The organism is Allobranchiibius sp. GilTou38 (assembly GCF_017565325.1).
GTDB lineage: Bacteria > Actinomycetota > Actinomycetes > Actinomycetales > Dermatophilaceae > Allobranchiibius > Allobranchiibius huperziae.
This window is the reverse complement of the sequence record NZ_JAGEKN010000008.1, coordinates 211,249-224,079: the sequence shown is the minus strand read 5'-3', so window position 1 is coordinate 224,079 and position 12,831 is coordinate 211,249. Positions and strand designations below refer to the sequence as shown.

Here is a 12,831-nt window from a genome sequence, read left to right as displayed (position 1 = left end):
GTCGCCGGCGTGCACCGGCGCTCGGCCATTGTGACCCGTCCTCCCCGTCGGATGCGGCCGACCGGCCCGGTCCGGGTAGGAAATATGCGTGGTCGCCGGCGTGCCTGCGTCAGGCGGAGGCTTCGACGCGGCCGGTGCGCGCGATGGTGGCCGATCCGACGACCCTGGTGCCGTCGTAGAGCACGACGGACTGGCCGGGCGCCACGCCGCGGATGCGACGATCCAGGCGCACCTGCACCCGGTCGCCGTCGGCGGTCGCGGTCGCGGGGACCTCCTCGCCGTGGGCTCGCACCTGAGCGCCCACCCGCACCTCACCGGCCGGTGCCGGGCCGCACCACCGGCCGTGATCGGCGTCCAGCAGGTCCACGCCCAGCAGTTCGGCGGTGCCGACGACGACCCGTCGGGTCGCGGGTTGCACCTCGACGACGTACCGCTTGGCGCCGTCCTCGCGCGGCACCTTCAGCCCGAGGCCGCGGCGCTGCCCGACGGTATAGGCGAACGCCCCCTCGTGGGTGCCGACCACCTCGCCGGAGTCGTCGACGATCTCGCCGGGAGCCGTGCCGAGCCGTCCGGTCAGCCAGCCCTTCGTGTCGCCGTCGGCGATGAAACAGATGTCGTGGCTGTCCGGCTTCTTGGCGACCGAGAACCCGCGCGCGGCCGCCTCCTCGCGGATGTGCGGCTTGGTGGTGTCGCCGAGCGGGAAGAACGAGCGCGAGAGCTGCTCGGCGTCCAGCACCCCGAGCACGTAGGACTGGTCCTTGGCCGGGTCGACCGCCCGGTGCAGCTCCCGGCCGTCCGGGCCGTCGACGATCTGCGCGTAGTGCCCCGTCGCGACCGCGTCGAAACCGAGCGCGAGCGCCTTGTCCAGCAACGCCGCGAACTTGATGCGCTCGTTGCAGCGCAGGCACGGGTTGGGGGTGCGGCCGGCGGCGTACTCCGCGACGAAGTCCTCCATCACGTCCTCGCGGAACCGGTCGGCCATGTCCCACACGTAGAAGGGGATGCCGAGCCGGTCGGCGACCCGTCGGGCGTCGCCGGCGTCCTCGATGGTGCAGCACCCGCGCGCGGATTCGCGCAGGGTCGCCGCGGACTGCGACAGCGCCAGGTGCACACCGACCACCTCGTGTCCGGCGTCGAGCATCCGGGCGGCGGCCACCGCCGAGTCGACCCCGCCGCTCATGGCGGCCACGACGCGCATCAGTGGTCCTTCGAGCGGGCGCCGGCGCGGCCCGCGTGGTGGGCGCGCTGGGCGCGCTCGACAGCGGCCGGAAGCGCGTCGAGGAACGCCGCGACGTCGCTGTCGTCGGAGGTGTGACCCAGCGAGAGGCGCAGCGCGCCGCGAGCGCGGGCCTCCGGCACGCCCATCGCGAGGAGCACATGGCTCGGACGCGGCACGCCGGCCTGGCAGGCCGACCCGGTCGAGCACTCGATGCCCGCGGCGTCGAGCAGGTAGAGCAGGGAATCCCCGTCGCAGTCCGGCACGAGCAGGTGCACATTGCCGGGCAACCGCCGTTCGACGTCACCGACCTCGTGCGGCCCGCTCACCGTGATGTCGAAACCCGCGTCGAGCGCACCGCGGATCATCTTGTCCCGCAACGACGCCAGCCGGTCGCTCTCGGCGGCCCGGCCTTCGGTCACCAGGGCCGTCGCGACCGCCATCCCGCGGATCGCGGCGACGTCCAGGGTGCCGCTGCGCAGCCCGCGCTCCTGGCCACCGCCCTGAGTCAGCGGTCGCAGCCGCACGTCACGCCGGGCGAGGAGCACCCCCACGCCGAGCGGTCCGCCGATCTTGTGCCCGCTGGCGGTGAGGAGGTCGGCCCCGACCGCTGCGAAGTCGATCGGCAGGTGACCCATGGCCTGGACCGCGTCCGTGTGCATGGGAATGCCGAATTCGTGGGCCACGGAGGTGATCTCGGCGATCGGCTGCACCGTGCCGACCTCGTTGTTGGCCCACATCACCGACACGAGGGCGACGTCCTCGGGATCCTGCTCGATGGCCGCGCGCACGCGTGCGGGGTCGATCCGGCCGAGCGGGTCGGGCTCGACCCAGGTGATCCGCGCCCCCTCGTACTCCACCAGGAAGTCGACGCAGTCGAGCACCGCATGGTGCTCGATGGCCGAGACGATCAGCCGGGTACGCCGCGGGTCGTCGGCCCGGCGCTGGTAGTACAGGCCCTTGACCGCGAGGTTGTCCGACTCGGTGCCCCCGGAGGTGAAGACGACTTCGGACGGTCCGGCGCCGAGCCCGGCCGCGATGATCTCGCGTGACTCCTCCACGACGCGCCGGGCCGCACGGCCGGCCGTGTGCAGCGACGAGGCGTTGCCCGGGACGGCCATCTGCTCGGCCATGGCGGTGACGACCTGCGGCAGCGCAGGCGTCGTCGCGGCATGGTCGAGGTAGTGGGGCATCGGTCGATTCTACGAGCCGGTCCTGGGACCCGCCCGCGCCCGCTCCCCGTCTTTGGCAGACTGCTCGCTGATCCCACCCGATGAGAGGCCCGCTTTGTTCTCCCGCGCCACGCGCCTCGGCGGTCCCGCCGCACTCGCCGTTCTCGCGACGTCCGTGCTCACGGGCTGCAGCCACGGCGCGCCCGCCAGGGCCGTCCGCACCACCGTCGTCGCACCCAGCGGATGCTCCGGCCCCAAGGACGTGTCCTACTCCGGCGGCGCGACGGCGTACGACGTGCCCGTCCCGACTCCCGACCACCGCGCGGTGGCCACCCAGGTCGGTGCGCCCACCCTGTCGCAGGTCTCCAGCGGGGAGAGCAGTTACCGCATCGCGTCGGTGCACATGTCGGCGCGGGTGGTGCATAATGGGTCGTACGTCGTGTCCCCCGGGTCGCTCGTGATGCTCGACCCGCAGGGCAGGGCGTGCCCGCGGCCCGCGCACAACCCGCTGGCCGGCGCCTTCCCCCTCACGACGATCGACGAGCAGCGCGGCGCCGACGGCAACGTCGCCTTCCTGGTGCCGGCGGACGCCGACCTGGCGAACTACTCGGTCGTCTACGTGGAGAACCCGACCGACCGCCGCGCGCTCGCGAAGTGGTCCAAGCAGGGCACCGCTCCGCAACGCACGGTGACCGATGCGTGCGACGGGCCACGCACCGCGTACGACCGCAAGGGCGTCGCGACCGCGCACTTCGGCCGGACGACCTCGATCATCAACGGCGGTATCGGCGTCATTGTCACGGCGCAGGCGCCGACCCCTCGCACGCTCGGGCCGTCCCCGACCGTCCCCGGCGACGTCGACGGCGTGGCCGTCAGCCTCTCGGTCACCGCGCGGGGTGCTGAGGCGTACGTCGATCGGCGGCAGTTCGTGCTGCTGGACGGCGGCGGCCGGACGTGCCGCTTCGGCAGCGTCCCCTCGCCCGGCGAGAGCCTCACCAGCACGCTGGTGAAGCCGAACGGATCGGGGCGCTACACGATCATCTTCTGGGTGCCCAAAGGCGCACAGCCGCGCAGTTGGACGCTGCTGCAGTTGACCTCACCGACGAGCAAGCGGGCGGCAGCGGCCTGGTCGACGTCGGCCGAGTAGACCCCCCGCGTTTCGGACATGCAGATCGGGGCATATCCGCCCCCATCTGCATGTCCAAAGATCAGTCCGCGAGCCGGGGCGGGAAGCCGCCGGTCGCGATCGGGCCCCAGCGGGTGGGAGTGACCCGGATCAGGCACTTGCCCTGCCGGCGCATGGCCTCGCGATACTCATCCCAGTCCGAATGCTCCCCGGAGATGACCCGGAAGTACTCCACGAGCGGCTCGACGGCGTCCTCACCCGACAGCACCTCCGCCTCGCCGTCGACCTGCACCCACTCGGCGTCGAACTCCTCCGACAGCACCAGCACGCTCACCCGCGGATCGCGTGCGGCGTTGCGGGATTTGGCGCGTTCGGGATAGGAGGAGATGACCAGGCGACCCTGCGCATCGACGCCGCCGGTGACCGGTGATGCCTGGGCCGAACCGTCCTTGCGGGTGGTGATCAGCACGAACCGGTGCCGCGGGCGGACGAAGTCGGCGAGGGCGGCGGCATCGACGTGGGTGGTGGTGGCGACCTTGGGGCTCATGCCCTCAGCGTCTCAGACGGCTACGTACGACGGGGGCGTACGTTCGGGCCCGGGCGGGCCCTGGAAGACGGCTTGACACAGCGGTGGTCGCGCGTTCGGGACCGGGCGGGCCAGAACGAGCATGGGCAGCCCGATCCGGTATGCGTTTCGGGCCGAGCGGGCCTTGACGAGCCGTGCGGACCTCAGACGCGGGTGAGCGGCATCGCCGGCCCGGGCGGCGGCTCGACCTCGATGGGATCCCCGTCCGCGACGGTGCCCCCACGCGAGACCACGCCCATCACCCCGGCGAGACGTTCGACCCGCCCGTCGTCGGTGGTGTGCACCAGACGCTTCAGCAGCCCGGGGCGGAAGTCCTCGATCTGCCGGCACGGGTTGCGCAGGCCCATCACCGTCACGGTGGCGCCCGCGATCGTCAGCCGGGTGCCGACCGCCAGGTCGAGCAGGGCGATGCCGCGGGTGGTGATGTTCTCGCCGAGGTCACCGGGCGCGACGTCGTACCCGGCACGTCCCAGCTCCTCGAGCACCTCGACCGGGATCAGGTGCACCTGGCGCAGGTTGGGCTGACTCGGGTCCTGGGCCACCCGGGAGCGGTGCTGCACGGTGACGCCGTAGTGCGCGTCGCCGCGTACGCCGAGCCCCTCGTCGAGCATGATGCGTTCCACGGCCTGCTTGCTGAACTCGTGCACCCCGCTGACGTGGACGGCGACGACCTGGGCTGGCATGCGCTCATCCTCCCACCGGCCGGAGGGGTCACGACGTACGACGCCCCCCGCACCGGCGCGGGTGCAGGGGGCGTCGTGAGCGTCAGTGCGTCAGCTCTTGGCCTTCTTCACGGCCTCGGTGGCCTGCGGAAGGACGTTGAACAGGTCGCCGACGACGCCGAAGTCGACCAGCTCGAAGATCGGCGCCTCCTCGTCCTTGTTGACCGCGACGATGGTCTTGGACGTCTGCATGCCCGCCCGGTGCTGGATCGCGCCGGAGATGCCGCAGGCGACGTACAGCTGCGGCGAGACCTGCTTACCGGTCTGCCCGACCTGGTTGCTGTGCGGGTACCACCCGGCGTCGACAGCGGCACGGGACGCGCCGACCGCGGCGCCGAGCACGTCGGCGAAGCTCTCGACCGGGGAGAAGTCACCGCCGGTGCCGCGGCCACCGGAGACCACGATGGCGGCCTCGGTGAGCTCCGGGCGACCGGACTTCTTCTTCTCCTGGACCTCGGTGATCTTGGCGCCCTTGGCGGTGTCGGACACCGTCAGCTCGACCGGCACGACCTGCGCACCGGCCTGGGAGGCCTGCGGCGGGGTGGTGTTCGGCTTGACCGTGATGATCGGGGTGCCCTGGGTGACCACGCCCTGCAGCGTGTAACCGCCGGCGAACGCGGTCTGGGTCACCACGATGCCGTCGTCCCCCGGCTGCACGTCCTGCGCGTCCGTGATCAGGCCGGACTCCAGCTTGACCGCGAGACGGGCGGCGGCCTCCTTGTTGGTGCCGCTGGTGGGCACCAGGACCGCCGCGACGTCGCCGGCCTGCTTGACCACGGCCTCCAGGGCCTCGGCCAGCGGCGCGACGAGATAGTCGGTGACGTCGGCGTTGTCGACGACGTAGACCTTCTCGGCGCCGAACTGCGCGAGGCGGGGCCGTGCGGCCTCCACCTGCGAGCCGATGAAGACGGCGGACGGCGTGCCGATCCGACGGGCGATGGTGAGCAGCTCCGCAGAGGTCTTCTTGACCGCACCGTCGGTGTGGTCGACCAGGACGAGGACTTCAGCCATGGGTGTTACGTCTCCTTCTGGGGTAGCGCAGCGTCAGACGAGCTTGGACTTGCTCAGGAACTCCACGAGCTTGGTGCCGCCGTCGCCTTCGTCGGGCTGCACCTCGCCCTTCTCGCGGGCCGGACGCTGGGTGACGTCGACGACCTTGGTCCAGGACCCCTCGAAGCCCACCTGGGCGGCATCCAGACCGAGGTCGGACAGGGACCACGTCTCGACCGGCTTCTTCTTGGCGGCCATGATCCCCTTCAGCGAGGGGTAGCGCGGCTCGTTGATCTGGTCGGTCACGCCCACGAGTGCGGGCATCGACGCCTCGACGGTCTCCGACGCGATGTCGGTGTCGCGGCGACCCTTGACCGACCCGTCGGCGACGGAGAGCTCCGACACCTGCGTGACCTGCGGCAGGCCGAGACGCTCGGCGAGCATGGCCGGGACGACGCTCATGGTGCCGTCGGTGGAGGCGAGACCGGTGAGCACGAGGTCGGGCTTGCCGATCTTCTCGATGGCCTTGGCGAGCACCAGGGAGGTGGCGCCGGCGTCCGAGCCGTGGATCGCGTCGTCGCAGACGTGCACACCCTTGTGGGCGCCCATCTTCAGCGACTTCTTGACCGCCTCGACCGCGACGTCGGGGCCGACCGTGAGCACTGTGACCTCACCCTCGCTCGCCTCGACGAGCTTCAGCGCCTCTTCGACCGCGTACTCGTCGAGCTCCGACAGGAGACCGTCGACGTTGGTGCGGTCGGTGGTGTGGTCGTCACTGAACGTGCGGTCGCTCTGAGCGTCCGGCACGTACTTGACGCAGACGACGATGTTCATGTCCTAGCCCTTCGTTGACGTGGTGCTCGATGAATGGTGACGGGCGATGACGCGGTCGTACGACGCGTCGTTCGGCGATCCCGACATGGTCCCGCAGGCTCGGTATCCAGGGTACGCCACCACGTTACTGGCGAGTAACAGCCTGCCGCCGCGGATTTCAGCGACCGGCGAACCGCGCCTTGCCCGGACCCTCCTGCACGAACGACGCCATGCCCGTCGCGCGGTCCTGCGTGGCGAACAGTCCCGCGAACAGGGCAGATTCAATGGCCAGGCCGGTGTCGAGGTCGACGTCCTGACCGCGGTCGATGGCCTCCTTGGCGGCGCGCAGCGCGACCTTGGGACCGCCGACGTAACGGCTCATCCGGGCCTTCGCGGCCTCGAGCACGGAGCCGGGTTCGCACAGTTCGTCGACCAGGCCGATCTCCAGCGCCTCGGTCGCCGCCACCATCCGACCGGAGAAGACGATGTCCTTGGCGCGGGCGGGTCCGACCAGGCGGGTGAGGCGCTGGGTGCCGCCGGCGCCCGGGATGATCCCGAGCAGGATCTCCGGCTGGCCGAGCTTCGCGTCGTTCGCGGCGATGCGGAAGTCGCACGTCATCGACAGCTCGCAGCCGCCGCCGAGCGCGTAGCCGGCGATGGCCGCGACCGTGGGCTGCGGGATGGCCGCGATGGCGGCGAAGCAGGCCTGCAACCGCGGCGCGCGGGTGACCATGTCGACGTACTCCAGGCGCTGCATCTCCTTGATGTCAGCGCCCGCGGCGAAGACCTTCTCCCCGCCGAAGAGGATGACTGCGGAGACGTCGTCGCGGTCGGAGGCCTCGATCGCGGCGGACCGCAGGCCCTCCTGGACCTCGCCGTTGAGCGGGTTCATCTTGGGACGGTCCATACGGATGACGCCGATGCCCTCGGCCACCTCGAGGGAGACGAACTCCCCGTACCTCGATGGTGCGTCGGTCACCCTCAGACCTCGCCGTCGTTGCCGGCGCCGGGGGCATCGTCAGGGCCGGGCAGGTCGGCCGGGTCGGTGTTGGCGACGTGCGGACCCTCGCCGAGCACGGTCTGGTGCCACAGCTGGACGGCCTGCAGCACCATCTGCGTGGTGGAGGCGACCATCATCTCCAGGTTGTCGCCGTCCTGGACCAGGTGCTCGCCGGACACCACGAGGGTGCCGTTGGCGATGCCGGTCTTGATGATGTTCAGGCTGAGCGTGACGTCGTTGCAGGCCAGCAGCTGCTTGACCAGGTCGTCGGGCATGTCGTCGGTGATCTGCCACTGGCCGAAGATGCGCAGCAGGCTCACTTCGCCCTCCGTGCAGCGCGCGAAGAGCTGCTGCTCCTGCACGGTGAAGCTCACGTCGCCGTCGGCGTCGATGTCGGGCTGTGCCTGCATGTCCTGCAGAACGTCCAACACCCGCCCACGCAGGGGGTGTTCGCCGGCGGGCGGGGGGAAGTTGGGCATCGAGGTCGGATCAGTCATCCCGTCAAGATACCCGGGGTCTTTACGCTGACGCCCATGCCCGCCCCACGCCGCCCCGACCACGTCCCGCCGCCGTACGGCGCCACCCTCACCGGCGACGGCGCGGAGTTCGCGGTCTACGCGGGCCACGCCACCGGCGTGCAGCTGTGCCTCTTCGACGACGCCGGCGCCGAGCGCCGGATCCCGATGGTGCGCCACGTGCACGGCACCTGGTCCACGTATGTGACGGGTGTGACGCAGGGGCAGCGGTACGGCTATCGGGTCGACGGGGACTGGGACCCGGCGAACGGTCAGCGGCACAACCCCGCCAAGCTGCTGCTCGACCCGTACGCGCGCGCCATCGAGGGCTCCGTCGACTGGCGCCCGGAGGTCTACGGCACGGTCGTCGACCAGTCGCTCGCGGTCGGCGAACCCGCCGACGTGCGCGACGACCGGGACAGCGCAGCGTTCGTCCCGCGCAGCGTGGTCGTCGGCGACGGTTTCGACTGGGGCGACGAGCGCGCGCCCATGACCGCGTGGTGCGACACCGTCATCTACGAGACCCACGTCATCGGCATGACCCACGACCTGCCCGGCGTGCCGGACGAGCTGCGCGGCACGTACGCCGGACTGGCCCACCCCACGACGATCGCGCACCTGCGACGCCTCGGGATCACCACCGTGGAGCTGCTGCCCGTGCACGCGTCCGTCTCCGAGCCGCACGTCGTGCAGCGCGGGATGAGCAACTACTGGGGCTACAACACGCTCGGCTTCTTCGCCCCGCACCTCCCCTACGCCGCCGCAAAAGACCCGGTCGAGGCGGTTGCCGAGTTCAAGGGGATGGTCAAGCTGCTGCACGCCGCCGGCATCGAGGTGCTGCTCGACGTCGTCTACAACCACACCTGCGAGCAGGGCGCGGCCGGCGGTTCGACGCTGGCGTGGCGTGGCCTGGACAGCCGCGCGTACTACCGCCTCGACGAGCGCGGCGACGACATCGACGTCACCGGGTGCGGCAACACCCTCGACCTGAGGCACCCGATCACCGTGCGGATGGTGCTGGACTCACTGCGCTACTGGGTGCAGGAGATGCACGTCGACGGCTTCCGCTTCGATCTGGCGGTGGCGCTGGCGCGGGGCCGTGACGACGGCTACCACCCGGACCACCCGTTCCTGATGGCCCTGCGCACCGATCCGGTGCTCTCGGACGTCAAGCTCATCGCCGAGCCATGGGACCTCGGCATCCACGGCTGGCGCACCGGGCAGTTCCCGCCGCCGTTCGGGGAGTGGAACGACCGCTTCCGCGACACCGTGCGCACCTTCTGGCTCCCCGACCTGGCGCGCGATGCGGCCGGGGAGGACGGTCACGGGGTGCGCGAGCTCGGCACCCGGATCGCCGGATCGGCCGACCTCTTCCGCGATGCACGGCGGGGGCCGCTCGCGTCGATCAACTTCGTGACGGCGCACGACGGATTCACCGTGGCCGACCTCACGGCGTACAACTCCAAGCACAACGGCGCCAACGGCGAGGGCAACCGCGACGGCAGCGACAACAACTGCTCCTGGAACCACGGGATCGAGGGTCACGTCGACGCCACAGAGGGTGTCGAGGCGCTGCGGCGGCGGTCGATGCGCAACCTGCTCGGCACCCTGCTGCTGTCCGCCGGCGTGCCCATGCTGACCGGCGGCGACGAGTTCGGTCGCACTCAGCACGGAAACAACAACCCGTACTGCCAGGACAGCGAGATCTCCTGGTACGACTGGGATCTGGCGGACTGGCAACGCGACCTCAACGACTCGGTGCGTCATCTGCTCGACCTGCGACGCCGGCACCCCGTGCTGCGTCAACGGCACTTCTTCCCCGGCACCCCCGTCGACGGAGACGCGCTGCCGGCACTGCACTGGCACGCACTGGACGGGCGGGTCCTCACGGCCGAGCAGTGGAACGACGGCCGCACCCGCACCATGTCCGTGGTGTTCGACGGCGCCGACATCGGCGACGACCGCCTGCTGCTGCTCTTCCACGGCAGCGCGCACGATGCGTCGGTGACCCTGCCGGGGCAGGCCGGAGTGACTGCGTGGAAACTGCTGTGGGACAGCCGGTTCGAGAGGATGGATGACGTGCCGCAGGTGGAGACGACCGTCGGGGCGCCGTACGACGTGCCGCCGGCGACGCTCGCGATCTTCCAGGGGGCGTGAGGTGGTCTCCTACTTCGAGGCGTACGACGGCGAGCGGCTCGCCTTCCATGAGGTCGGCCAGGGCAGGACACTCGTGCTCATCCACGGGTTCTTCTCCACCGCGCGGGTCAACTGGATCGCGTACGGGCACGCGCGGACCATCGCCGACCGCGGCTACCGGGTCGTGATGCCCGACCTGCGCGGGCACGGCGACAGCGCGAAACCCCATGATCCGCAGCGGTACCGGGGCGACGTGCTGGCCGATGACGGCTTCGCACTGGTCGAGCACCTCGGACTCGACGACTACGACCTCGGCGGCTACTCGCTCGGCGCCCGTACGACGGCTCGCATGCTCGTGCGCGGCGCCACTCCCGGTCGCGCCGTCCTCGGCGGGATGGGCCTCACCGGCATCACCCGCACCGGCGGGCGTGGTGAGCACTTCCGCGAGGTGCTCACCAGCACAGAGGAATTCCCGCGTTACTCACCGCAGTGGAAGAGCCAGTCGTTCCTGCGCAAGGTCGGCGGCGACCCGGTCGCACTGCTGCGGGTGCTGGAGTCCTTCCAGGACACCCCTGCCGACGACCTGTCGGCCATCGTGCAGCCGACCCTCGTCGTGTGCGGCGAACAGGACCAGGACAACGGCTCACCGCAGGAGCTCGCCGAGGCGCTCCCCAACGGTCGACTCACGATCGTCCCCGGCGACCACATGAGTGCCGTCGCCGACAAGGCGCTGGGCCGGGCGATCGCGGACTTCCTGGGTGACATCGGTTCCATGTGACGGCCGCTTGCAGGCACCGACTGTGACGCAGTTACGCACGAGGGACACAGGTCTACCTGTGTCCCTCGTGCGTAACTGCGTCAGGGTCGCAGGTCAGCGCTCATCCGTGCGGCCGGCGCCCGCGGGCACGTCGCGTCGGGTGTGGCGCAACCACCACAGGCCGAGGATCGGCAGGAGCAGCGGCACGTAGCCGTAACCCTGCCCGAACTTCGCCCAGACCGTCGTGTCGCCGGCTTGACCCTGAGCGACGAACGCCGAGCCGTCGGCGTAGCTCCAGATGCCGACCGCGATCACGCCGAGCAGCTCGAAGCTGATGGTGTACAAAGCGATCCGCGCGTTGCGATCGCCCCCACGACCCAGCGCGACGGTGGCCACGATGTAGACCACCGCTGCCAGCGCGGACAGCAGGTAGGGCAGGGCCGGGTGCGGCCAGGTCTGCGAGATCTGCAGGACCGACCGCCCGGTCGCGGCCAGGGCGAACAGCGCGTAGAGGGCGACGAGGATGCGCCCGAATCCGGAGTTGACCCGCACGTCAGATCGACCCAGCCGGGTGGCCGAGGTCGGACCAGGCGGCACGCAGCAGGGAAGCCTCCTGGGCTGCACTGAGCTGCCCCGCGACGAGCCCCAGCACGTTGTGGCCGGAGGCGATGGCGAGGCAGTCCGCCCGTACGACGGTGCCGTGGACGGTGACCCGCTCCTGGAAGGCGAGCGCGCCCGTGCCGTAGCCCGTCGGAGCCGTGCCGGGGGTCACGAGGACCGTCGTACCGTCGGACGACTTCAGCGCGGAGTGGCAGCCGGCGATGTTGGTGCGCAACCCCCCGAGCTCGCGTGCGGTGTCCAGCGCCGGATAGCTCTCGAGAGTCTCCTCGACGTCGCGCAGGTCCGACACCGATGAGATCGCACCGGAGTTGTCGTACGCCGTCTGCTCCTTGTGCGCGGGCGCCGTGGAGAAGACGTCGTCGGAGTTGATGAGCTTCGCCAGTGCCGGACAGGTGCCACCGGTGCCGACCACGTCACCGCTCTGCGAGTCGGCCGCGCCGGCGTCGTACGCGACCATGTCCGACGCATACGCAGCGACCTGCGCGGCGGTGATCAGCGAGGGCCGGAACGAGGACGTCGGCAACGTGCCGAGCGGGTCGGCTGCCGAGGACGACGGGGAGGATGGGGACGCTGGTGACGACGGCGTCGTCGTACCGGACGAGGACCCGCCCGACGGCGCGGACGAGGCGGACGTCGAGCCGTTCGCCCCGACATGCGGCGGTGTCGCCGTCGGTGCGCTGCCTCCGCACCCCACGAGGGCGAGCACGCCCAGCGCCACGGCCGTGTTACGGACTCCGGACCACTGCATTCGGCTCTTCCCTTCGTCGACCGGACCGATGCGCGAGCGCCTCATCCGTGTCCGTTCCAGATCTGCACCAACCGCACCAGCATGACGAGCAGTCCGAGCCCCGCGACGAGAATGACGCCGGAGCTGGACCGGGACTCCCGCTCGGCGACGGCCCAGACACCCGCGAGCGGCAGGGCCACCACCAGGCCGGCGAGGTAGGCGATGAAGAGCGCCGCGGACATGCCGTGCCCGCCGTGACCCGAGAGGGCGATACCGACCACCAACTGGACCACGATCAGTCCCTCGGCGACCAGACCGGTCCAGAACATCGGGTCGTCGATCGGCTTGCCGCGCAGCAGCGCGTACCCGGCCTGCAGAGCCAGCACCACCAGCACCGCTCCGGTCAGGTACGTGAGGGGGGCGAACACCCGGTCATCGTACGGAGCGAGA

14 protein-coding genes are annotated in these 12,831 nt (G+C 70.9%); 3 read left to right on the top strand and 11 right to left on the bottom strand.

The features are described 5' to 3' along the window. Positions 1-109 precede the first annotated feature (109 nt). Together mnmA and JOB34_RS12580 are read right to left on the bottom strand one after the other, a co-directional pair. Entirely contained in the window at positions 110-1,198 is a 1,089-nt protein-coding gene (gene mnmA, locus JOB34_RS12585) for a tRNA 2-thiouridine(34) synthase MnmA (RefSeq protein ID WP_208053037.1), read from the bottom strand. After that, complete coding sequence (locus tag JOB34_RS12580) at positions 1,198-2,409, bottom strand: cysteine desulfurase family protein (RefSeq protein ID WP_208053036.1); 1,212 nt, start codon at positions 2,407-2,409, stop codon at positions 1,198-1,200. The genes mnmA and JOB34_RS12580 overlap by 1 nt, the downstream gene beginning before the upstream one ends. Before the next feature lie 94 nt (positions 2,410-2,503). On the opposite strand from JOB34_RS12580, the gene JOB34_RS12575 reads away from it, so the two are divergent. Beyond that, positions 2,504-3,535, top strand: a complete 1,032-nt coding sequence (locus JOB34_RS12575; protein ID WP_208053035.1) for a hypothetical protein — start codon at positions 2,504-2,506, stop codon at positions 3,533-3,535. A 61-nt stretch (positions 3,536-3,596) separates the two neighbouring features. On the opposite strand, the gene JOB34_RS12570 is transcribed toward JOB34_RS12575, so the two are convergent. The 6 genes from JOB34_RS12570 to JOB34_RS12545 form a co-directional block, all read right to left on the bottom strand. Next, complete coding sequence (locus JOB34_RS12570) at positions 3,597-4,061, bottom strand: PPOX class F420-dependent oxidoreductase (protein WP_179481930.1); 465 nt, start codon at positions 4,059-4,061, stop codon at positions 3,597-3,599. A 182-nt stretch (positions 4,062-4,243) separates the two neighbouring features. Continuing rightward, positions 4,244-4,783 (bottom strand): MOSC domain-containing protein, encoded by a 540-nt coding sequence (locus JOB34_RS12565; protein ID WP_208053034.1) that lies wholly within the window; start codon positions 4,781-4,783, stop codon positions 4,244-4,246. Between the two features lie 90 nt (positions 4,784-4,873). After that, on the bottom strand, positions 4,874-5,833 hold the full coding sequence (locus JOB34_RS12560; RefSeq protein ID WP_208053033.1) for an electron transfer flavoprotein subunit alpha/FixB family protein: 960 nt from the start codon (positions 5,831-5,833) through the stop codon (positions 4,874-4,876). Between the two features lie 33 nt (positions 5,834-5,866). Continuing rightward, on the bottom strand, positions 5,867-6,646 hold the full coding sequence (locus JOB34_RS12555) for an electron transfer flavoprotein subunit beta/FixA family protein (RefSeq protein ID WP_208053032.1): 780 nt from the start codon (positions 6,644-6,646) through the stop codon (positions 5,867-5,869). A gap of 157 nt (positions 6,647-6,803) precedes the next feature. Beyond that, complete coding sequence (locus tag JOB34_RS12550; protein ID WP_347813853.1) at positions 6,804-7,604, bottom strand: enoyl-CoA hydratase-related protein; 801 nt, start codon at positions 7,602-7,604, stop codon at positions 6,804-6,806. A 2-nt stretch (positions 7,605-7,606) separates the two neighbouring features. Next, positions 7,607-8,122 (bottom strand): LptE family protein, encoded by a 516-nt coding sequence (locus JOB34_RS12545; protein ID WP_179481940.1) that lies wholly within the window; start codon positions 8,120-8,122, stop codon positions 7,607-7,609. Between the two features lie 36 nt (positions 8,123-8,158). On the opposite strand from JOB34_RS12545, the gene glgX reads away from it, so the two are divergent. Together glgX and JOB34_RS12535 are read left to right on the top strand one after the other, a co-directional pair. After that, entirely contained in the window at positions 8,159-10,297 is a 2,139-nt protein-coding gene (gene glgX / locus JOB34_RS12540; protein ID WP_208053031.1) for a glycogen debranching protein GlgX, read from the top strand. Between the two features lies 1 nt (position 10,298). After that, on the top strand, positions 10,299-11,054 hold the full coding sequence (locus JOB34_RS12535; protein ID WP_208053030.1) for an alpha/beta fold hydrolase: 756 nt from the start codon (positions 10,299-10,301) through the stop codon (positions 11,052-11,054). A 93-nt stretch (positions 11,055-11,147) separates the two neighbouring features. Here the strand turns inward: JOB34_RS12535 and JOB34_RS12530 are convergent, their stop codons facing one another. From JOB34_RS12530 to JOB34_RS12520, 3 genes are read right to left on the bottom strand one after another with little or no spacing between them, the layout of a single operon-like run. Continuing rightward, complete coding sequence (locus JOB34_RS12530; protein ID WP_347813852.1) at positions 11,148-11,585, bottom strand: hypothetical protein; 438 nt, start codon at positions 11,583-11,585, stop codon at positions 11,148-11,150. A gap of 1 nt (position 11,586) precedes the next feature. Next, positions 11,587-12,402 (bottom strand): hypothetical protein, encoded by an 816-nt coding sequence (locus JOB34_RS12525; protein ID WP_208053029.1) that lies wholly within the window; start codon positions 12,400-12,402, stop codon positions 11,587-11,589. A gap of 41 nt (positions 12,403-12,443) precedes the next feature. Next, positions 12,444-12,809, bottom strand: a complete 366-nt coding sequence (locus JOB34_RS12520; RefSeq protein ID WP_208053028.1) for a hypothetical protein — start codon at positions 12,807-12,809, stop codon at positions 12,444-12,446. Positions 12,810-12,831: the final 22 nt, after the last annotated feature.